The organism is Flavobacterium sp. LAR06 (assembly GCF_041946075.1).
GTDB lineage: Bacteria > Bacteroidota > Bacteroidia > Flavobacteriales > Flavobacteriaceae > Flavobacterium.
The window spans coordinates 42,256-64,564 of record NZ_JAUTYT010000018.1 but is presented as its reverse complement, the minus strand read 5'-3'; the positions used below and the strand labels follow the sequence as shown (position 1 = coordinate 64,564).

General features: G+C 32.9%; 22 protein-coding genes. 11 read left to right on the top strand and 11 right to left on the bottom strand.

Translation table 11 applies throughout. The features are described 5' to 3' along the window. Window positions 1-4 precede the first annotated feature (4 nt). Window positions 5-1,411, bottom strand: a complete 1,407-nt coding sequence (locus tag Q7C23_RS20995; RefSeq protein WP_375034355.1) for a DUF4403 family protein — start codon at window positions 1,409-1,411, stop codon at window positions 5-7. A 176-nt stretch (window positions 1,412-1,587) separates the two neighbouring features. Here Q7C23_RS20995 and Q7C23_RS20990 point away from each other — a divergent pair, with 176 nt between their 5' ends. The 7 genes from Q7C23_RS20990 (at window position 1,588) to tsaB (ending at window position 9,733) form a co-directional block, all read left to right on the top strand. Next, entirely contained in the window at window positions 1,588-2,289 is a 702-nt protein-coding gene (locus Q7C23_RS20990) for an ABC transporter ATP-binding protein (RefSeq protein ID WP_072975488.1), read from the top strand. Further along, on the top strand, window positions 2,282-3,526 hold the full coding sequence (locus Q7C23_RS20985; protein ID WP_375034341.1) for an ABC transporter permease: 1,245 nt from the start codon (window positions 2,282-2,284) through the stop codon (window positions 3,524-3,526). The genes Q7C23_RS20990 and Q7C23_RS20985 overlap by 8 nt, the downstream gene beginning before the upstream one ends. A 2-nt stretch (window positions 3,527-3,528) precedes the next feature. After that, window positions 3,529-4,794: an ABC transporter permease gene (locus Q7C23_RS20980; protein ID WP_375034340.1), complete on the top strand. Its 1,266-nt coding sequence runs from the start codon at window positions 3,529-3,531 to the stop codon at window positions 4,792-4,794. A 39-nt stretch (window positions 4,795-4,833) separates the two neighbouring features. Next, window positions 4,834-5,949 (top strand): efflux RND transporter periplasmic adaptor subunit, encoded by a 1,116-nt coding sequence (locus tag Q7C23_RS20975; protein WP_375034339.1) that lies wholly within the window; start codon window positions 4,834-4,836, stop codon window positions 5,947-5,949. A gap of 79 nt (window positions 5,950-6,028) precedes the next feature. Beyond that, window positions 6,029-7,480 carry a TolC family protein gene (locus tag Q7C23_RS20970; protein ID WP_375034338.1) on the top strand — a complete coding sequence of 484 codons (1,452 nt, stop codon included), beginning with the start codon at window positions 6,029-6,031 and terminating at the stop codon, window positions 7,478-7,480. Window positions 7,481-7,486: 6 nt separating this feature from the next. Then, window positions 7,487-8,776 carry an efflux RND transporter periplasmic adaptor subunit gene (locus Q7C23_RS20965; RefSeq protein ID WP_375034337.1) on the top strand — a complete coding sequence of 430 codons (1,290 nt, stop codon included), beginning with the start codon at window positions 7,487-7,489 and terminating at the stop codon, window positions 8,774-8,776. A 282-nt stretch (window positions 8,777-9,058) separates the two neighbouring features. After that, window positions 9,059-9,733, top strand: a complete 675-nt coding sequence (tsaB, locus tag Q7C23_RS20960) for a tRNA (adenosine(37)-N6)-threonylcarbamoyltransferase complex dimerization subunit type 1 TsaB (protein ID WP_375034336.1) — start codon at window positions 9,059-9,061, stop codon at window positions 9,731-9,733. A 7-nt stretch (window positions 9,734-9,740) separates the two neighbouring features. Here tsaB and Q7C23_RS20955 read toward each other — a convergent pair whose 3' ends face one another. The 3 genes from Q7C23_RS20955 to Q7C23_RS20945 all read right to left on the bottom strand — a co-directional run bounded on the left by Q7C23_RS20955 (window position 9,741) and on the right by Q7C23_RS20945 (window position 12,104). Further along, a complete protein-coding gene (locus Q7C23_RS20955) occupies window positions 9,741-10,550 on the bottom strand; it encodes a mechanosensitive ion channel family protein (protein WP_375034335.1) in 810 nt (269 codons plus the stop codon). An 88-nt stretch (window positions 10,551-10,638) separates the two neighbouring features. Continuing rightward, entirely contained in the window at window positions 10,639-11,046 is a 408-nt protein-coding gene (locus tag Q7C23_RS20950) for a YtxH domain-containing protein (protein WP_375034334.1), read from the bottom strand. A gap of 158 nt (window positions 11,047-11,204) precedes the next feature. Continuing rightward, window positions 11,205-12,104 (bottom strand): NifU family protein, encoded by a 900-nt coding sequence (locus tag Q7C23_RS20945; RefSeq protein WP_375034333.1) that lies wholly within the window; start codon window positions 12,102-12,104, stop codon window positions 11,205-11,207. Between the two features lie 142 nt (window positions 12,105-12,246). Between Q7C23_RS20945 and Q7C23_RS20940 the strand changes: the two genes are divergently transcribed. Further along, window positions 12,247-13,236, top strand: coding sequence for a type IX secretion system membrane protein PorP/SprF (locus tag Q7C23_RS20940; RefSeq protein ID WP_375034332.1), 990 nt, complete (start codon window positions 12,247-12,249; stop codon window positions 13,234-13,236). A 7-nt stretch (window positions 13,237-13,243) separates the two neighbouring features. Continuing rightward, on the top strand, window positions 13,244-13,762 hold the full coding sequence (locus tag Q7C23_RS20935; RefSeq protein ID WP_375034331.1) for a gamma carbonic anhydrase family protein: 519 nt from the start codon (window positions 13,244-13,246) through the stop codon (window positions 13,760-13,762). 95 nt (window positions 13,763-13,857) lie between these two features. Here Q7C23_RS20935 and Q7C23_RS20930 read toward each other — a convergent pair whose 3' ends face one another. From Q7C23_RS20930 to Q7C23_RS20905, 6 genes are all read right to left on the bottom strand, one after another. Then, a complete protein-coding gene (locus Q7C23_RS20930) occupies window positions 13,858-14,574 on the bottom strand; it encodes a LytR/AlgR family response regulator transcription factor (protein WP_375034330.1) in 717 nt (238 codons plus the stop codon). 99 nt (window positions 14,575-14,673) lie between these two features. Further along, the gene (locus Q7C23_RS20925) at window positions 14,674-15,384 is read right to left on the bottom strand and encodes an intradiol ring-cleavage dioxygenase (protein ID WP_375034329.1); all 711 of its coding nucleotides are present in this window, start codon (window positions 15,382-15,384) and stop codon (window positions 14,674-14,676) included. Between the two features lie 12 nt (window positions 15,385-15,396). Continuing rightward, the gene (locus Q7C23_RS20920) at window positions 15,397-16,503 is read right to left on the bottom strand and encodes a sensor histidine kinase (protein ID WP_375034328.1); all 1,107 of its coding nucleotides are present in this window, start codon (window positions 16,501-16,503) and stop codon (window positions 15,397-15,399) included. Next, complete coding sequence (locus Q7C23_RS20915; protein ID WP_375034327.1) at window positions 16,504-16,842, bottom strand: DUF4907 domain-containing protein; 339 nt, start codon at window positions 16,840-16,842, stop codon at window positions 16,504-16,506. It lies immediately after the preceding gene. After that, window positions 16,826-17,836 (bottom strand): Kelch repeat-containing protein, encoded by a 1,011-nt coding sequence (locus Q7C23_RS20910; protein ID WP_375034326.1) that lies wholly within the window; start codon window positions 17,834-17,836, stop codon window positions 16,826-16,828. Before Q7C23_RS20910 ends, Q7C23_RS20915 begins: the two co-directional genes overlap by 17 nt. A 16-nt stretch (window positions 17,837-17,852) precedes the next feature. Beyond that, a complete protein-coding gene (locus Q7C23_RS20905) occupies window positions 17,853-18,644 on the bottom strand; it encodes a DUF6268 family outer membrane beta-barrel protein (RefSeq protein ID WP_375034325.1) in 792 nt (263 codons plus the stop codon). A 281-nt stretch (window positions 18,645-18,925) separates the two neighbouring features. Between Q7C23_RS20905 and Q7C23_RS20900 the strand changes: the two genes are divergently transcribed. Beyond that, entirely contained in the window at window positions 18,926-20,254 is a 1,329-nt protein-coding gene (locus tag Q7C23_RS20900; RefSeq protein ID WP_375034324.1) for a DUF4270 family protein, read from the top strand. Continuing rightward, window positions 20,255-21,490, top strand: a complete 1,236-nt coding sequence (locus Q7C23_RS20895; RefSeq protein ID WP_375034323.1) for an aromatic hydrocarbon degradation protein — start codon at window positions 20,255-20,257, stop codon at window positions 21,488-21,490. It abuts the gene before it with no gap. Window positions 21,491-21,495: 5 nt separating this feature from the next. On the opposite strand, the gene murI is transcribed toward Q7C23_RS20895, so the two are convergent. Beyond that, window positions 21,496-22,272: a glutamate racemase gene (gene murI, locus Q7C23_RS20890; RefSeq protein WP_375034322.1), complete on the bottom strand. Its 777-nt coding sequence runs from the start codon at window positions 22,270-22,272 to the stop codon at window positions 21,496-21,498. Between the last annotated feature and the right edge of the window lie 37 nt (window positions 22,273-22,309).

Here is a 22,309-nt window from a genome sequence, read left to right as displayed (position 1 = left end):
TATTTTATTTCAATCCATCAACAGAAACATTTACGGTTCCGGATATTTTTATAAAAGCAATAATGGCCTGATTCGTCAACTGAATTTTATCAAACTGAATGTCTTCTATTTTCCCATTTACAAATACACCTGGCATAGGAGAGTAGTTTTTAAGATACGTAGCCATGCTTTTTTTGCCTTCTTCTAAATTGGGTTGAATAGAATAACGGCAGCTTTCTTCCATTTTTCTTAATATATAACCCTGTCCCAACCAACTTGCGGTGCGCATTAATTTGCTTTTGGTGTCTAAAACATAATCCAGTTTTTCAAAATAAATTTCTTTTGTCTGAGGATTGTATTGTGGAAATCCATTTAAATAAAGCGTTCCGTTTATAGATCCTAAAACATCCAGTGCAATAACCATTTTGCCATCTTTGTGCCAGATATTCACATTTTTCACCGTTATTTTTTTGCTTCCTGAACCAAATTCCTGGCCTGCAAAATTCTTCGTCATTATTTTTGAAGCATCAATATAGGTTGAAATTGCAGCAATATTAGCAGCAATTTGATTTGGAATTTTAGCAACAGGTTTTAGGACAATTTTATTGGCGTTGAATTTAGATTCAGGTTGCTTGCCCACAATAGTTTCCATATTGCACTTTACTCCCATATCCAATAAAAATAAATCATTTTTAAGTTTTGCGTTTGTAGAATAGATTTCAACAGGAGTAATTCGCAGCCAGCTTTCATAAGTGTCGCTCATTTGAAAAGGCGTACATATTTTTTCTAAAGCAGATAAAACATTCGGTTTAAAATCCATTGATTTTTCAATTGCTTCATCTATTTTCTTTTCAATTTTAGATTTAAAAATTGAAATAGCAGGATTTACTAAATACGTTATTGGTATATTTTTTCCGAAAACCTGCATTGTCGGACTTTCGTTCCAATCTAATGATTTGAATTCCGTTTTGGTATTTAATTTCCAATTTGTCAACGCTACTTCACTTGATAAAGTAATAACTCCATTTAAATTAAATTCACGGGTATCGTAAAGTTCAACGCCGAGTTTTTTTGTTCCAATTCGATATTTAATAGTTGCTTTTAAAGGCAGGATAGTTTTTATCTTTTTATCCGGATTTGCGCGATCGTTTTGGATTTTTATTGGAGCTTGTTTCCAAATTTTCATTTCAATATCATCGTCTTCGATGTTATTGTCTTCATAAATTAATCCGTTTAAAATTGAGTTGGTCTGATACTCAATATCGCTCAATTTTACCGTTATTGGGAGGTTGATAAAAGATGGATTTGCATCATAAACTAACGGACTTGCATCATCTGGCTCGGGTTTTAACGTTTCTAATTTTTGTGATGTTGAACATCCTGAAAGCAGCGTAAGTGCTGTGAATAAAGAGAAAATTGAAAAAAACTTCATCATTAAGATTTTTTTGAGTGATGCAAAATTAAGAAAACAATTATATTATTGTAAAAATGTGTAACATTTGATAAGAAATAGAGTCTTATTCTAATATCAAAACGAAATTATTAACGTTTTCTTACCATAAATTACTTAATAAAAATGTTATTATTGTTTTAAAATTTAACAGTACCATGATCGAAATCAAAGATTTACATAAATCCTATAAAATGGGAAGTTCAGAATTACATGTGTTAAAAGGAATAAACTTTAATATTGAAGAAGGCGAGCTGGTTGCTATAATGGGGTCATCCGGATCAGGAAAATCTACGCTTCTTAATATTTTAGGAATTTTGGATGAGGCAGATTCAGGTAGTTATATTTTAGATAAAACTCCTATTAAAAAATTGAATGAAACGATAGCCTCTAAATACAGAAATAAGTTTTTAGGATTTGTTTTTCAATCTTTTAATTTGATTAATTATAAAAGTGCACTTGATAATGTTGCGATGCCATTGTATTATCAGGGAATAAAAAGAAAAGAGCGATACGAAATTGCCATGAGATACTTGGAAAAAGTGGGTTTAGGTTCGCATTCGCACCATTTACCAAATGAACTTTCAGGAGGGCAAAAGCAACGTGTTGCAATCGCTAGAGCATTAGCTTCAAACCCAAAAGTTTTACTGGCAGATGAGCCAACAGGAGCTTTAGATACCAAAACTTCCTATGAGGTTATGGAGCTTATTCAAGGAATTAACGATGAAGGGAAAACTATTTTGATCGTTACCCACGAACCTGATATTGCCGCGATGTGCAAAAGAAATGTGGTCCTGAAAGATGGATTAATCATTGATGATAAAAAGGTAGAACAAGTTAGAGCTTCATCTTATGTTTAATATTGAGCGTTGGCAGGAAATATTCGAAGCAATCTCTAAAAACAGGCTAAGAACATTCTTAACTGGAATTTCTGTAGCCTCAGGTATTTTTATTTTGGTGATTTTGCTTGGTGCTGGTAAAGGACTTCAAAACGGAATTGAAAAACAATTCGAACGTGACGCTGCCGGTATCATTGAAGTTTGGTCGGGAACGACTACAAAAGAGTATAAAGGGTTGAATCCAGGAAGACAAATTCAGTATAGGGACGGCGATTTTAATCAATCTGTACAGAAATTTGATGATAAATTAGATATGAGAGCGTCAACCTATAATTTCTGGGGAGGTGCATTTTCGTACGGAAAAGAATCAGGTAGTTATCAATATAGAGGTGTTACTCCAGATTATGGCGGAATTGAAAACCTTGTAATAGTTCAGGGACGTTATGTAAATAGCTCAGATTTGGCCAACAATGAAAAGGTAGCTTGTATTGGAATGAAAGTTAAAACGGATTTGTTTAAAGACAAAGATGCTCTAGGCAAAGAAATCATAATCAATGGCATTAATTTTAAGGTAGTTGGGGTTTTTACTGATCCGGGAGGGGAAAGAGAAGAAGCGAGAGCGTATCTACCTTTAACAACTGTCCAAAGAGCTTTTGGTGGTGGAGATAAAATAAGCAATTTGTTTTTTACGATGAAAAAAACAAATGATTATGACGAAGCTTTAGCACAATCTAAAAAATTTACACAAGATTTGAAGGATTTGCTGAAAAGCAGAAATATGGTAGCTCCTGAAGATGACGGTGGGGTTGGTGTTTATAATTCAGTTGAAGATGCTAAGCAATTTTATGATCTGAATCTTTATATCAGATTGTTTTTTTGGTGGGTGGGAATTTGTACGATCATTGCCGGAGTTGTTGGGGTAAGTAACATTATGTTAATTATCGTAAAAGAAAGAACAAAAGAAATAGGAATCAGAAAAGCACTTGGTGCATCTCCGTTTTCAATCATTTCAATGATTCTTCATGAGTCGATTTTTATTACTACCATTGCTGGTTTTGTGGGACTTTTAGCAAGTTTATTATTGTTGGAATTTGTTGGTCCGATGGTGCAAAGTGAATATTTCCAACATCCCGAAGTCGATTTCAGTGTGGCATTGACAACACTTGCGCTACTTGTATTTGCAGGAGCATTAGCAGGATTTTTTCCAGCATACAGAGCGGCCAAAATTAAACCTATTGTAGCACTTAGAGACGAATAATTATGTTTAAGAAAGATAATTGGGATGAGATTTTACAGGCTTTAACGGCTAACGTGTTCAGAACAACTCTGACTGCATTTGGTGTGTTTTGGGGTATATTTATTTTGGTGATATTATTGGCTGCCGGAAATGGTTTAGAAAATGGTATTAAAAAAGGTTTTGACGGAATTGCTACAAACACGATGTTTATGTGGAGTCAGACAACTTCAAAAGCCTATAAAGGTTTGCCTAAAACGCGTCGTTATGATTTTAGAAATAGTGATGTAGCAGCTTTAAAAGCGGCTTTACCAGATTTATTATATGTTTCACCGAGAAATCAATTAGGAGATTTTAATGGGACAAATAACGTGGTACGTGGTACAAAGACTTCTGCATTTACTGTTTATGGCGATTATCCGGAGTTGATTAAGCAACAACCAATGGATATCATAAAAGGGCGTTTTATCAATCAACAGGATATTCTTGAGAAAAGAAAAATTGCAGTAATTGGAAAAGGGGTTATTAGCGAACTTTATGAAAAAGAAGAAGAGGCTATAGGAACTTATATAAAAGTGAACGGAGTTAATTTTATGGTAGTTGGTGTTTACCACTCTAAACAACAAGGCGGAAATGCAGAACAGGAGCAAAAGAATATTTTCGTTCCGTTTACGACTTTTCAGCAAGCGTTTAACTACGGAGACAAAGTGGGCTGGATGGCACTTACAGCAAAGGATGAAACTTCGATAACTGATTTGAAACCAAAAATTCTTGAATTAATAAAATCACTTCATTCGATAAACCCGGCTGATGATCGTGCAGTAGGTAATTTTGATTTATATGAACAATTCAATAAAGTGCAGAGTTTGTTTAACATCTTAAAAATCATTGCTTATTTTGTCGGAACACTGGTTTTAATTTCAGGTGTTATCGGAATTTCGAATATTATGCTTATTGTAGTTAAAGAACGTACAAAGGAGATTGGAATTCGCAGGGCCTTAGGTGCAACGCCTGGTGCTATACGTGGACAAATTTTATCGGAATCAATATTTTTAACTATCATTTCAGGAATGTTTGGCATTGCCGTCGCAACAGGAATTATTGCTATTTTAAATATGATTTTAGATTCGATGCCCCCCGATAGTAACACTATGTTTGCTAACCCAAGTGTTGATTTAGGAGTCGTATTTGTGGCATTATTAATATTAGTAGGATCTGGTTTGTTGGCAGGATTTATTCCGGCACAGACCGCAATTAATGTGAAGCCTGTAGATGCTTTACGAACAGAATAAATTATCAATCAAAATATAATCGATTAAACCAAAAACAAAATGAAAAAAGGAGTAACCGTAACCATTTTAATCTTTATTGCTATAGTTTTCTTTGGCGCACTTTACTATTTGTATGCTAAAAATCAAGAATCTCCAATTGTTTTTAAAACGGAGAAAGCAGAGGTTAAAACAATCGTAAAAACCACCATTGCAACTGGTAATATTCAACCTGACGAAGAGGTCTTAATCAAACCAAATATTTCAGGTATTATTGAGGAGGTATATATCAAAGCTGGTGAGAAAATTAAAGCAGGCGACATGATTGCAAAAATTAGAGTTGTTGCCAATGTGTCTAATGTAAGCAGTACTCAAAATCAAGTACAAACAGCTAAAATTGCTTTAGATAATCAGGAGAAAATCTATAAAAGACAAAAAACCTTGTTTGAAAAAGAGGTAATCTCTGCAAATGATTTTGATGCGGCTCAATTAGCTTATAAACAAGCTCAACAAAATTATTTGGCGTCTAGACAAAGTTTGGATATCGTTAAAACTGGAACGACAACATCTCTAGGGAGTTATGCTAACACTTTAATTCGCTCAACAGTAAACGGAATGGTTTTGGCGGTTCCGGTGAAAGTTGGAAACCAGGTTATTGAAAGTAATAACTTTAATGAAGGAACTACAATTGCCAGCGTTGCCGATGTAGGGAGAATGATCTTTATTGGAAAAATAGATGAATCTGAAGTAGGGAAAATCAAAGTTCAAATGCCAATTGAAATTACTGTTGGTGCAATTGAAAATAAAAAATTTGAAGCAGTTTTAACAGATATTGCTCCTAAAGGTGTAGTGGAAAATGGTGCAATTCAGTTTGAAATAAAAGCTTCTTTAGAAAACAGAGATGCTACTTTTATCAGAGCTGGTCTAAGTGCAAACGCTTCTATTATTTTAGAAAAAGCTGATAAAGTTATGGCTATAAAAGAATCACTGGTGCAATTTGACAAAAAAACACAAAAACCATATGTCGAAGTAGAGACTGCTCCTCAGAAATTCCAAAGAAAGGATTTAGTCCTTGGTGTGAGTGACGGAATATATGTTCAGGTAAAAAGTGGTATCAAAAATTCTGATAAAATTAAAATCTGGAATCAGGGTTTGATTAGTGAAGGAGAGAAAAAATAATTGAAAGTATAAGGAGTTTTTTGGTTTTAAAAAATGTTAAATTTGCGTAGTGTTTCTACTATGCTTTCATTCAAAATATATGAAAATAAATAAATATAATAGTTTCGTTTTTGCTATTCTTTTCGGGTTTGGGTTATCAGCCCAGGCACAAACAAAACAATGGACGCTTGAAGAGTGTGTACGATATGCACTAGATAATAATATCACGATAAAATTATCAGAGCTTGATGTAGAAAATGCTGATATAGATAAAAAAGATGCATTTGGCAGGTATCTGCCTTCAGTAAATGGAAATGCTTCCCACTCTTGGAATATTGGTTTGAATCAGGATGTTACGACAGGTGTTTTGCGTAATCAGACAACTCAATATTCATCAGTAGGATTAAGTGCCGGAGTTGATATCTACAAGGGTTTACAGATTCAAAATACGTATCGAAGAACGAAACTTTCTATTATTGCTTCACAATATCAATTGCTAAAAATGCAAGAGGATATTTCGCTGAATGTTGCTAATGCTTTTCTTCAAATTTTATCTTATAAAGAAGATTTAAAAGTAAGAAAAGAACAATTATCAATTGATGAAAAACGATTGAAACGTTCTGAAGAAATGGTAAATGCGGGAACTATTCCAAGAGGAGATTTGTATGATTTAAAAGCTACTATTGCGACAGACCAACAGGCAATCACGGTTTCAGAGAATAATTTACTGATTTCGAAATTAAGTTTAGCACAGCTTTTACAATTAAAAGAATTTGCAGATTTTGATGTAATAGACGATACAAATGCAAAAGATGAAAATAATATCATGGCGCAAAGTCCAATTGATATTTATAATAAAGCAAAAGAAACAAGAACTGAGTTAAAACTGGCGCAGACTAATCTGGAAATTGCTCAGAAAAATGTAGCAATTGCGAAAGGAGCTTACCAACCAACGTTAAGTGCTTTTTATAATTTTAATACAAGAGCCAGTTATTCAGATATTATAACAGGAGCAACCCCAAATACAGCAAATCCAACATCTCAGATCGGTTTCGTTGAAGGGACGAATCAAGCAGTATTGCAAAATAATTTCACTCCTGTTTTAGGCGGTCCTCAGCCAATTTTAGATCAATTTAGTGATAATAAGGGGCAATCATTTGGTTTGCAGCTTTCTGTTCCAATTTTCAACGGTTTCTCAGTTCGCAATAATGTAGAACGAAATAAAGTTAATTTAGAAAAATCTAAAATAGATTTAGAGCAAAAAAGTTTAGATTTGCAACGTAACGTTTATACTGCTTTTACAAATGCAAAAGGCGCGTTAAATACTTATGAGTCATCAACTGTAACTTTAGAAGCGAGGCAACAGGCTTACAACTATGCTAAAGAGAAGTATGATGTAGGTTTAATGAATTCATTTGATTTTACACAGGCGCAAACATTATTGACAAATGCTCAGTCTGATGTTATCAGAACGAAATATGATTATATTTTTAAAATAAAAATACTTGAATTCTACTTTGGAATTCCAATTGTCCCAATTATTACAAAATAATTTATTATGTCAAAAAAAACAGTTTATTTCTTGATAGGAGGCGCAGTAGTTATTATTGCAGTTTTAGTAGGTCTTTCGAAATCGGGAGTAATAGGAAATAAGGATGAAGGAAAAGAAGTAGAAATCTCAAAAGTAGTGGCTTCAACTATTGTCGAAACGGTTTCGGCAACAGGGAAAATTCAGCCGGAAATTGAAGTTAAAATTTCACCTGAAGTATCTGGAGAAATTATTTTATTGAATGTAAAAGAAGGTCAGGTTGTAAAAAAAGGAGATTTATTGGTAAAAATAAATCCAGATTTATATACTTCAAGCTATAATCGTTCAGTTTCTAATTTATCGGGTACTAAAGCTGGCTTAACGCAGTCGGAAGCTAGTTATAAGGAAGCAAAAGCAAGCTATGAACGTAATAAAACTTTGTATGACAAAGGTGTTATTTCAAAATCTGACTGGGATAAGGCAATTGCATCTTTTGAAGTAGCAAAAGCGACTAAACAAAATGCATATTACACTGTTCAAAGTGCTTCTGCGTCAGTAAATGAGGCTAAAGATAATTTAGGGCGTACAACTATCTATGCACCTGCAGATGGAACTATTTCGGTATTAAATGTTGAGTTAGGAGAACGTGTTTTAGGAACTCAACAAATGGCAGGAACAGAGCTTTTGCGTGTAGCAAATCTTAATAATATGGAGGTTGAAGTTGACGTAAATGAAAATGATATTGTAAAAATAAAAATTGGCGACGAAGCTAATGTTGAAGTTGATGCTTACTTAAAAAAGAAATTTAAAGGTACCGTAACAAGTATTTCTAATTCGGCAAGCACTACGCTGACTTCAGATCAGGTTACTAATTTTAAGGTTAAAGTTCGTATTCTAAAAGAGTCATATCAGGATTTATTAGAAGGAAAACCGAGTTCTTATTCTCCGTTTAGACCAGGTATGACAGCTACTGTTGATATTCTGACAAAAACGAAAACTAATGTATTAGCGGTGCCAATTAGTTCAGTGGTTGTCAAATCTGATACTGCTGCCGTTAAAGATTTTACAGTAGAAGATCCTAATGAGAAAAAAGTAGTACCAAAGAGCGATAAAAAATTCGAGTGTGTTTTTGTGAAAGTTGGTGATAAAGCTAAAATTAGAATTATCAAAACAGGTATTCAGGATGACACTAATATCGAAGTGATGTCAGGATTAAAATCGGGTGATGTTGTGATAACGGGACCTTATACAACAGTTTCAAAAGAATTAAATTCTGGCGACAAAGTGAAGCTTAAAAAAGCAGAAGCACCTAAAAAGTAGGTTGTAGTATGATAATTGCTTTGCATGGAGTTCCGTCAGAAATCATTTTTAGTGGTGTTGGAGGCTTCCTTAGTGTGATTGCATATTTGATATGGGTGCATTATAGTGTCTATAAAACAAAATATTATAATGATGAATTTAAATATTTTGCAGTAGAAAAAAGGTTGATCATATATATAGGCTTTTTATTGGCAAATTTGTGTGTGGCATTTCTATTATTCTGGTTATTAACCCTTATTTTTGCTGCTTTAATTTTTGTATAATTTTTAATAACAAACAATTTTGTCTTTTATTCTCAATATCGAAACCGCTACAAAAAACTGTTCTGTAGCAATTGCAAAAAATGGTAAAACAATTTTATGTAAGGAAATTGCAGAAGAAGGATATTCGCATGCCGAAAAACTCCATGTTTTTATTGAAGAAGCAATTGCAGAAGCTGGAATTACAGTTCAGGATTTAGCTGCAATTGCAGTAAGTCAGGGACCTGGTTCCTATACTGGTTTACGCATTGGAGTTTCGGCGGCAAAAGGACTGTGTTTTGCTTTAAATATTCCTTTGATCGCTGTTGATACATTACATACTTTGGCTTCTCAGGCGAAAGTTATTGGTGGAAAAATAATTCCGATGCTGGATGCCAGAAGAATGGAAGTTTACAGTGAAATTTTTAATGCTAATTTGAAAGTGGAAAGAGCAATTCTGGCTGAAGTTATTACAGAAGATTCTTTTAAAGATTTTACTGAAAAATTGTATTTCGTGGGAGATTGTGCTGATAAATGCAAAGCTGTTCTAACAAAAGATAATTTTATTTTTCTGGAAGATATAAAATACCCTTCGGCTTCAGCCATGAGTAAAATCAGTTATGATAAATATCAAAAAAGCGACACTGTCGATGTCGCTTATTTTGAGCCTTATTATTTAAAAGATTTTATGATGGCACCTCCATCAAAAAAACAATAAATTTATTTTATTTTTGAAGTGTATAAGGTTGAACTGAAATTCCGGCTTCATCTAAAGCTGTTTTGCAATTCTCCAGAGTTTCAGAAAAAACAACACCATAATTTACATTTTTAGCCCACGGTCGTACTGAAAACTCTACAGCACTAGCGGTTAGGTTTTTTACAAAAACTTCGGGAGCAGGTTTCTTAAGTACTTTAGGATTTTTATTTAAAACATCTAAAAGAACTTCTTTTGCTTTTTTGATATCTGAATCATACGAAACGGCAAAAGTCAAATCGGCTCTTCTTTCTCCCTGCATCGAATAATTAATAATTGTTCCGTTTGATAATGCACCGTTTGGTACAAAAACAGTCTGATTATTAGCGGTAAGCATTTTGGTAACAAAAATCTGTATTTCGCTTACGGTTGCTATAACTCCTTGTGCCTCGATCGTATCGCCAACTTTAAAAGGTTTGAAAACAATGATTAACATTCCACCTGCAAAGTTAGAAAGCGAACCTTGTAATGATAAACCAACTGCAAGTCCCATTGCACCTAAGATGGCAACAAAGGAAGAAGTTTCGATACCAAGTTTTGAAATAAAGGTTACAAATAACAAAATTCTAAGCGCCCATATCAAGATATCTGAAAGGAATTTTGTTAATGTAGGATCTAAATTTCTTTGAACCATTACTTTTGTAATAATTCTATTTATTAATCGGATAGCATAAATACCAACAAATAAAATTAGAAATGCCGAAACTAGTTTTGGCGCATAATCAACTAGTACGTCAATGAATTTAGTAACATAAGTACTAATTTGTTCTGGACTCATCATGTTTATTGAATAAAAAAACCTTCTCAAAACGAGAAGGTGTATTAGTGATGCAAATATAAGATATTTCTCTTATAAGAAAAATAAGTATCTATTCCTTAGTTTCAGTTTCGTCAATAATTTTATCTTCAACAGTTGCCGCCGTTTCACTGGCATCAACTACAGTTTCTGACGCAATTGTCTTTGTATCCGTACTGATATCGCTTGCCTTTTCTTTTACAGAATCAATTACATCGCTTATAGAATCTGTTGCTTTTTCTACATATTCACTTACGATATCTTTCGCCTGATGTGCGTATTCTGCGGCACTTTCCAGAATTGGCTCTGAGGCTTCTTTTGCTTTTGCGATAGTTTCTTCTGTAAAAGCTTCAGCTTTTTCAATATAAGGAGCGGCAGCTTCCTTTGCTTGCTCAAAAGTACTTTCAGCCTGATTAGCCAAATCTGTTGCAGATTCTTTGGCCGAGCCAAATAAATTCTTGAAAAATGAAGATAATCCCATAGTTTTATAATTGATTGATTAGAAATACAATATTAAACTTTTTTACAGAATTATAGTGTTATTGTTGGAATAATTTATTGAAAAGTAAGGATATAGCAAGTAATAAAAAAAGCGCTCACTATTGGCGAACGCTTTTGGTACTTTTCTAAAATTACTTTTTATGCATTTATCGCCTCAACTTTAATAGCTTCATCATTTAACATGCTTTTCAACATGTTTTCGATACCGCTTTTTAAAGTAAAAGTCGATGATGGACATCCGCTGCAGGCGCCTTGTAAAATAACTTTAACTGTTTTGTCATCTTCATTGTAAGAATCGAATGCAATATTTCCTCCGTCAGCAGCAACTGCCGGTTTTACATATTCTTCTAAGATGTTGATGATTTGTTGTGAAGTCACATCCAGTTTATCAAAAGCTTCATCTTTTGTGATGTCATTTTTTGTAGCAACTTCAATTAAATTTTCATCTAAAACAGTTCCTCCATTTTCGATAAATTGTTTGATATATGTTCTGACTTCCAAAGTGATTTCATCCCAGTCGTTAATATCATATTTGGTTACTGAAATGTAATTTTCATCGATAAAAACTTCTTTTACATAAGGGAACTTAAATAATTCTTTTGCCAATGGTGAAGAAGCTGTTTGGTCAATATTTTTATATTCTACCGGGTTTCTGGTCAACATTCTGCTTACAACAAATTTTAATGCTGCCGGATTTGGAGTTGTTTCTCCATAAACGGTAATAGGTTGTTTTTTTGCTTTGTTTTCGTCGACTTTAATAATAATACCACCTTTGTCAACAAATGCTGCTATTTGTTCTGCAACGGCATCTTGAACGTCTTCCCATTCTACAATGCTGTATCTTTCGATTGCGATGAAATTTCCTGAAATATAAACTGTTTTTACAAACGGAAGGTAAAATAATTGTTGCGCTAAAGGTGATTCCTGTGCCTCATCAATATTTTTAAACTCAAAGTTTTGGTTTTGAGTAATGAAATCTTCAAATTCAAACTTTAATATAGTTGGATTTTGAGTTTCTTTTATGGTGATTTTTGTCATGATTTGTAATTTTTTACAAATTTACTAAAGTTATTTTCTACTAATAGCTATATTTGATTTTTTAATAAAATAATTAAGATTCTTATTATAACTAATCGGATTAAATTGGGAGTCTATAATTTATTTAAACAAAGCTGCCTTTATGAAATTTAGAATCAGGGTTTTATTTATTTTTTTATTAACTTCATTTTACTCTTTTTCTCAAGAAGGCATTCCTGTTTATTCAGACTATTTATCAGATAATTACTATTTGATTCATCCCTCTATGGCCGGAGCAGCAAATTGTGCTAAAATAAGATTAACAGCCAGAAAACAATGGTTCGGTCAGGATGATGCGCCAGAACTTCAAACGTTGAGTTTTAATGGACGAATAGGTGAGAGATCAGGTGCGGGAATTATTGTTTTTAATGATAAAAACGGATATCATTCTCAAAAGGGCGTAAAGCTTACTTATGCGCATCATATCATGTTTTCCAGAGATGAAATTGATCTAAATCAGCTTTCTTTCGGTATTAGTGGAGGAGTAATTCAAAATCAATTAGATGAAACAACATTTGGAACAGAATACGATCCTCTTCTTTACGGACAAATTCAAAAAGATTCTTATTTTAATTTAGATGTTGGTGCTTCCTACAATTATTTAAATTTTTACGCACATGCTACTGTGCAGGGTTTAATTGAAACGAGAAAAGAATTGTATAGCGATTTAGAAAGTGATAATGTTAGAAAATATCTTTTGAGTGCAGGATATGTTTTTGGCGAAAGCGATAAAATCACTTGGGAACCTTCAGTATTGCTTCAAATATTTGATCAGACTAAGGAAAAATCAATTGATTTAAATATGAAAGCTTACAAAAGCATGGATTTTGGAAGTTTATGGGCAGCATTATCATACAGAAGAAGTTTTGATGACGCACAATATGTTTCGGGAAGCGGAGTTTCATCTCAAAAATTACAATATTTTACGCCTATTATTGGTATAAATTATAAGAACTTTATGTTCGCCTATACGTACTCACAAGTCATGGGTGATGTGAAATTTGATACTGGCGGGTATCATCAAATTACATTAGGTATCAATTTATTTTGTAAAAAGGAACGTTACGATTGTAATTGTCCGGCAATTAATTAATTTTTTTATGCTAATTAAATCTGTAAACGGAAAAACACCTTCAATTCCAGAGGATTGCTATGTTGCCGAAAATGCGACCATTGTAGGTGATGTTACATTTGGTGAATCTTGCAGTGTTTGGTTTAATGCTGTAATTCGCGGGGATGTTCACTTTATTAAAATTGGAAACAAGGTTAATATTCAGGATGGAGCAATTATTCATTGTACGTATCAAAAACATCCAACTATTATAGGAAACAATGTTTCAATTGGTCATAATGCCATTGTGCACGGTTGTACTATTCATGATAATGTTTTGATAGGAATGGGCGCAATTGTAATGGATAATTGTGTAGTTGAAAGTAATGCAATTGTAGCTGCAGGAGCAGTTGTGACACAAAATACTATTGTGACCTCAGGAAGTATTTATGCCGGAGTTCCTGCCAAAAAAGTAAAAGATATTGACCAATCTGATTTTGCAGGCGAAATTGAGCGTATTTCAAACAATTATGTAATGTATTCGGGCTGGTTTAAAAACGAAGAATAAATTATAAAATAAAAATTCCAATTAAAAAATTCCAAATTCCAATGTCTCTAATGCTTTATTGGAATTTGGAATTTTTTAATTAGAATTTAAAAAATCTACAAATTGATTTTTTCGAAAAAAGTATTTTTATAGCTTTCACTAATCGGAATTCGTTTGTCACTAATTAAAACTTTATTTTTCTGAATTGATTTTACATGTTTTATATTGATGATATAAGATCTGTGAATTCTTGAAAAACCTTTACTGGAAAGTAAATTTTCTAATTTTATCAAGCTAATTAAGGTTAGCGTAAATTTATTATCGGTTGTGTAGATTTTTACATAATCTTTTAGGCCTTCAATAAATAAAATATCAGCAAAATTCATTTTTACGTTCTCGTATTCAGCTCTTACAAACATAAAATCCTGTTCTAATTCAGGAGCTGTAGTATTTTCAGAAATAGCCTGAACCGTAGCTGTAGGATTGAAAATTTGCTGGGCACGAACTACAGATTTTAAAAAGCGATGAAACGGAATTGGTTTTACCAAATAATCTACCGCACCAAGATTAAATCCTTCAACCGCATAATCAGAATAGGCAGTTGTAAAAATAATCAATGGTTTTTTTTCTATAGTATTTAGAAATTCTATTCCAGAAAAATGAGGCATTTGAATATCCAAAAATATCAAATCTATATTCGTCTGATTGATAAATGAAACAGCGTCGATAGCGTTATTAAAAGTGCTGACCAATTCTAGCGAATCTACTTTTCGAACAAAATCTTCTAGTAGTTCTACCGCTAGAGGTTCATCATCTATAATTACACATTTCATCTGTTTCAGTATTAGATCATTAAATTTGTTTTGGTCTTCAAAAGTAGTTTTAAACCAGTAAATTAAGTTTTAAAGTTTTCATAAATTACTGGTTTTAAATTAAGCATTTACCGTTATGGTTTTGCTTAAGGTATAACCATTCGTTAGATTTCCGGTTAATGTGGCAATTTCATCATCTAAACTATCGGAGAAAACATTATCTCTTGTATTTGAAGTGTCGGCTTGACCGTGTGCGACATAATTTACGCTTGAATATACTTCGCTTGAAACATTTTCAGGAAAAGCAATTTGTGTTACCAATAATGAAGAGCCAGTTGCTGTTAAGATTTCAACATGTACATGTGGCGCTCTGCCTTGGTACCAGCCTGGAAAAATTGAAATAAATGAAACTTCTCCCTTTGTATTAGTATTTTGTCTACCTCTTAAAAAATGAACTTCCGTGTAATTGGTTTGTTGCATCGAAGTTCCTCCATATTCTGAATAGTTTCCATCTTTATCACAATGCCATACATCTACCAAAACATTTTCTAATGGAGCGCAATTATTGCTTTTATTTTCAATCGTTAGGTTAATAAGTAAAGCAACTCCAATTCTGTCTGATTTTATATTTTCTAAAACTAATTGGCTTGGTGTTTTTATAGGAAAAGGACCTTTTGTTTCAGCAGGAGAAACAGTGCAGTTTCCATCTGTTGAGGAATTAGAACCCGAGTCGTCATTATCGTTTTTTGAGCAGGATTCCAATAATTTAGAAGCTGTTGCAAGAGAAGCGATTCCTAAAATACTGTTTCGGATGAATTTTTTTCTGTCCATAATCAGTTGTTATTAATGTATTGGTGTTTGAATTTCATCTAATTTTAAATTTAAATGCACACGGTAGTACTGATTGTCCTGGGTTATATCTAATTGGTGAGCGTTTGGATATAGCAAATCCAGACGATTTCTTATGTTAACTAACCCTATTCCTGAGTTTTCAGGATCTTTTCTATAGTCTTCAATGGTATTTTCTATCCAAAAATCTAAACTGTTTTCGTGTATGAAAATTTTAATTTTTACGTGTGCTGCACCTTTATAATCGGTTCCGTATTTAAAGGCATTTTCAACAAACGAAATCAATAACAAAGGTTCTATGAATTTATTTCTGGTATCACCATGAACATTTATAACGATGTCTTCAATGTCATTAAGCCTAAGTTTTTGTAACTCAATATAATTTTGGATATAATTAATTTCTTTTTCTAAAGCCACCGTTTTGTTATCCGTTTCATACAGCATGTAGCGCATTAACTCGGATAGTGTTACGATGGCATCAGGGACCAAATCAGATTTTTTGTGTGCCAACGAATAGATACTGTTTAAAGAATTAAACAAAAAATGCGGATTAGTTTGCTTACGCAGGTAAATTAATTCGGTATTTGTTCGATGCGTTTCGGCAATTAATTTGTTTTGCTGATTGCTGTAATATTCTGTGAGGGTTCTAATAATAGCACTAATCGTAATAATCAGAATATAGAATAAAGAAGGAGCAATTTTAAAAAACCAAGGCTGTCTCGTGGCCATTATTGATCTTATTCGTGGTCCTTTGTAAATGAATTTAATATCTTCAGGCGGAGGAAGCATGTTTCTTGGCTTAATGTGCTTAAAATCCGGAATAAAATAGTTAAGCCTAATGGTCATAAAAAGGGCTATGAGAGCAAAAACAAAAACAAAATAATGCCAGTATTTTTTTTCTAAAAGTAAAACGGGTACCAAATAAAAATAATTCAGATAAAACAAAATAATTCCCGTAACCCATTGTACATAAAAATCATTATTGATCCTGAACGGACTTTCGTAAAATTGAATTAGGGATGTCAAAATAAAGAAAGTCCATATGATACCATGGAACAAAATTTTGTTTGAACTGGTATTTTTGATGGTATCTATGTTCATTTATAATTTTATTTTTAATAAAATTAAATCATTTTTTGTTACCGTTGGAGATAAGTCTTTATTGAGTTTATCAACAACTAAACTGCCTACTTTTAATGCATCTTTTTCGGTATAAAAACTTTTTGTCTCATTTATTACCGGTATAATAGATTGCCGTATTAAAATTCTGTCATTGTTAGCAATCGAATAACCCCATCCTGTCTTTGTTTTAAATGTTTCAATTTTAAATGATTCTTTTCTGGTACAGGCTATCAATAACAAAACGAATATGATAAACAGCAAACTCTTCTGGATGTTGTTCCAGAAGAGTTGCTTTTTATTATTAATTATCATCATCATTTTGTTCTTCAGTAGGTTTAAATTCCCAAGCGTCATCAAAGTAGCTGGAACCAACTCTTCCCAACATATAGAATCCACGATTATTAACAGCAAAACCAATAGCATCTGTTCTTGTAGCGCCTTCCATTGCTGTTCTTTCAACCCATAAATCTGTCGAAGGATTGTATTCCCAAATCGTTCTCACACTTTCTCCTCCTACAATATAACCCAATCCGTTCATGGCAAAACTAGATGCATTAGAGCGAACAATTGCATAATCATCATTGTATGTGTAGTCATCATCTTCATCTTTGTCGATATCACGTTTTCTTGTCCAAACATCTGTCGCGGGATCAAATTCCCAGAAATCCTCCTGATAAACAGCATTGTTAATTCCGGTTCCCAAATAAGCTTTATCTGCAATTATAAAGACGGTAGCATTACGTCTTTTATTTCCGCTAAATCCGTTTACAATGCTCCAGCTATTAGTCTGATCATTGTATTGGTAAAAGTCCTTTAGATAATTTCCATCATAACCAGTTCCGAAATAGGCTTTTCCACCAACTTGAAATCCTACTGCTCCGTAACGGCCGGTCCCGGCAAAGTCTGTTTTTTGTATCCAGCTATTAGTTGTGGGATCGTATTGGTAAAAATCTTTTAATTTATTAGTTCCGTCATATCCAAGACCTACATATCCTTTTTCGTTTAATGCAAAACTTGAAGCAGAACTTCTTCCAACTCCTGCGAAATCAGCTTTTTGTTCCCAATAGTCCCCTGTAGAATTGTATGCCCATAAATCCTTCAAATATTCATCTCCGGTATATCCAGTTGCTATATAGGCATAATCTCCAATAATAAAACTTGTGGCACTAGATCTTGCAGGTCCGTCAAATGCTGATTTTTTAACCCAGTTTCCTATTAAATCATCATCATCATCGTCATCATTACTGCAGCCTATAAAAAAGAGACTCGAAAACAGTGTCGCGAATAATATTCCTTTCTTTAAATTATTCATAGTGTATTAAATTTATTTATTGTTTGTATTTGATCCCGATTCCTAAAATGTATCCGTTACCAGTATTATAATTATATACTTCATGATTGTCATTGTCAAGGAGTATGTACTTTTTGTCAAAATTATAACCAGCTTTAAAATTTAAAAACCAATTTCGGTCTACGTTTCTTTCATATTCAATTGCTGAAGTCATTTGAGATAAACTTGCTTTTGTAGCCTCTTTATTTAAATTAATTTGTGAATCTAAATTGTAAAAATTACCATTAAAAATATTGGTTAAGCTGAACTTGTTCCGGGTATTATTTGAATATGATATTTTAGAATCAGGAAAGCCTATTGATAAACTGCTTTCACTATTTATTTTATAATTTAAAGCCAAAATCGGCATGAATTTAGGATAACCAAAAGCCGCTGTTCTCGATACACCAATGCTTAAATCTGTATTAGAATTTAAATGCTGATTAATTGCAAAACTTCCTAAAATTGTCACGTCAGAAATATCAAAATTTTGTTGAAAATTAGCAGTAGGCGTTATAGTAAAATCCAATTTTGTTGTTTGTGTAATACTTTGCATAAACGTAAATTGATTTTGTAATTGATTAAATTGAGTCTGATTTTCAAGCGATTCAAAATCTTCTGTTTCATAATTGACATTTAGATGTAAATATTCTAACGAATTCGATATTTTGCTTTTGCTATTTATTTCTTTATTGACTTTGACGCTAATACCAGTCTCTTTAAAATTAATTTTATCAGTAGGTTCTGTTTTTAAATTCATATTTACTGAAAAATTGTCCTGAGCTTTCATACTAAAAAATGAAATTGTAAAAAGCGAACATATTAGAAACCTTATTTTCATTACTTATTTATTGGCCCAAAAGTAGGTGCCTAATGTTTTTAAAAAAAAGAAGATATATGTATGGCGTGTTTTGATAGACAAAAGAGCCTTTTTTAAGGCCGAATGAAGTATTTATGGCCCAAATGCTATTGTAGATGATTTACTGCTATTTATAGTATAAAAATGCTAGGCTGTATATGTTATAGTGTGGTGCAGGGGAGTGCATTTTATATTTGTTCAAAAAAATTATTATGCACAAGTTTATACTAATGTTGTTTTTTCTTATCACGATGCTTTCATGTGGTACAGATACAGATGCCGGCGAATTTGTTGTAGGGTCAGATTACTTAGCTTTAAGTAACAAAGTTGTTTTGATTGATACTGTGACAGTCGAAATGTCAACTATAAATTTTGATTCGCTTGTGACTTCCAGTCAGAGCCGGATATTAATTGGGAGTTATGATGATCCAGTTTTTGGGAAAGTAAAATCCAATAGTTATTTTCAGCTAACCCCAAGCACTTACAGCTTAAATAATGGAGGTTCAGACACCGAAACAACAAATTACGTTTTTGATTCTATTGCAATGATTCTGAAATACGATAATTATTATTATGGTGATACTACAAAAGTGCAAACTTTTGATATTCATCGTCTGACTCAGAGAGTAAAACCAAATACAGAGGACGACAGTTTTTACAATAACTCTGTTTTGAGTTATAGTGATGAAAGTATTGGTACAATTTCGTATAAGCCAAGACCTACCGAAAAGGATTCTATTACAATAAAAATGAATGATGAATTTGGTGCAGCAATTTTTCAAAAATTAAAGAAAAGAGAAATTACAGATTTTGATAGTTTTTCAGAATATTTGAAAGGACTTGTATTGGTTTCTTCAACTTCGAATTCTTCGAGCGTAGTTGGCTTTAAAGGAGGGATGAGTAAAGTTAGATTGTATTATTCAAAATATCAGGCAGATACAGAAGAAACGCCTTATGTAGTTGATTTTACGATTTCGGATGCATCAAAACAGTTTAATTCTATTTCTTTGGATAAAACAGGAACTTTACTTCAAAATTTACCCATTTCGAGTAGTAAATTATCAAGTTCGCTTACAAATCGACAAGGGTTTATTCAATCTGGAACGGGTGTAGCCTGCAGAATTGATTTCCCAAATATTAAACAACTTAAGTATATTTCAGATAAAGGTGCTATTGTTAATGCAGAGTTACTTTTAAAACCTGTCAATAATTCCTATTCAGAGCAATATCCTTTAGCGGATTCTTTGAAAGTTTATGTAGCAGATAATTTAAATAGAATCAGTGGTTCTTTACAAAATACAGCAGGAACCTATGTATATGGTACTTTGAATAAGAAAAGCGATGAGTTTAATGAAAGTGTTGGGTATGTAATTCCTGTTGGTGGTTTTCTACAAGAAGAAATGTGGAAACAATCTGATTCCAGATCCTCTCTGATTCTGACGTTACCAGGAATTTCTAAAGCTGTAAACAGAATTGTTTTGGGAGATCAAAAACATACGGACAATAAAATTCAACTTAAAATTTATTACATCTCTTATTAAATGAAAAGTAAAATAGTTTATTTAAGTGGCGCCATATTGATGTCGTTGACTTCATTTTCCCAAAGTATTTCAAGTTCACCTTATTCATTATATGGAGTTGGGAGTTTATACGATTCTGATTTTGGGGCAATCCCTTCTATTGGATCGTCTGGAATTGCTTTGCCATCAGACACATTTATTAATAATTTGAATCCATCCTCATTAGGATATTTGCCCCAAAATCATTTTATGTTTGATATTGGAGGCAAAGCTATCGCAACAACCTATCAGAGTGGTTCGAGAACAGAGAATCGTAATAATTTTCAATTTTCGCATATTGCTTTTGCTTTTCCAGTTACAAAGAAATCTGGTTTTAGTGTGGCTTTGAGACCATATTCGAGTGCAACATTCAAAATTTCTAATTTAAAACTACCAATTGAAAACAGCCAGGAATATTATTACCTGACGGCTACTGGTTCTGGAGGATTAAATAATTTTGATTTTTCATACGGATATCGATTTGGAAAAAAGTTGTCAGTTGGAGTCTCAGCTGCTTTATTATTTGGAAATACAACTGATGATCGCACTTCTTTAATAGTAAGTTCAGTTACAAACATCCATAAAAAGACAGATTATAATGGTTTGCGCGCGACTTTAGGAGCGCAGTATAAAATTGATTCTACGTTCACAATTGGTTCAACGCTTAAAATGCCAACTCAAATTAAGGCATCTAAAGTTCAGACGGTTCAAACTATTACGGATGAGGTTGTGACTACTATAGAATCAGATGTTGCCTCTGATACAGATGATTATTATATGCCTTTAGAGATTGGAGTGGGGATTAGTAAGCGCTTTAGGAATAATCTGAATATGACATTAGATTACGAAAAAAGTTTATGGCAGGATTCCAATCAATCTGAATTATATGGCGATTTTGTAAATCAGGATAGATTTGCACTTGGATTTACCTATAGAGCAAAAAAAAATTTTCGAAAATATTGGGATAGTGTTCAGTATGCAGCGGGAGCAAATTTTGATACCGGTTATCTTGAGGTTGATGGTAAACGTGTAAATAACGCAGCTATCTCTATTGGGCTTTCTCTTCCAATAGAAAACACTTATTCAGCTTTAAATATTTCCTACTCTTATGGTCAAAAGGGAAAAATTTCAGATAATCTAATAAAAGAAAAATACCATAAAATATCCCTTAATTTATCATTAGATGGAATCTGGTTCGTTAAACGAAAAATAGAATAGGGGAGTTAAAAATCTTTTTTTATTACCGGATACTTATAATTTAATATAGACTCTAAAACGGCGGGATCTGAATTGACATAGAATTCAGGCTCGCCTTTTTTGTTATCAGAGAATCCAACTTTTTCGCGCAAAATATTTTGTGTCTGACGAGCCACGGCTTCTCCGGAATCAATAATCTGAATATGTTCAGGGAGGATTTTTTTGATCTGTGGAATCAAATAGGGGTAATGACTGCATCCTAACACCAGGTAATCGATATTAGCATCAATCATTGGTTGCAAGTATGATTCTAATAATTGAGTCATTTCTGGCGAGTTCAGGTTTCCGTCTTCAATAAGCTGAACAAGGCCGTGACCAACTTGTTCAATAATTGTAGTATGCTGAAACATTTCTGCAGTTTTATTGAACAGTTCGCTATTTAATGTTCCCTTGGTAGCTAAAATTCCGATTACTTGCGTTTTTGAATTATTAGCTGCAGGTTTTATTGCAGGTTCAATTCCTATAAATGGAATGTCATAAGTTGCTCGAAGTTCTCGAATTGCATTTGTTGTTGCAGTATTACAGGCTACAACAATTAATTTACAGTTCATTTCAAGTAAAAAATCAACATTCTTTTTACTTAAAGCGACAATCTCTTCTTTGGTTCTTTGACCATACGGAGCATTTTTGCTATCAGCTAAATATATAGTTTTTTCGTTTGGGAGTAGATCGTGAATGGCGCTCCAAATGGAAGTTCCTCCAATACCGGAATCAAAAACGCCTATAGGATTGTTGTTCGTCATACTACAAATTTAGTATTTTTTTGAAATAGATTTATAT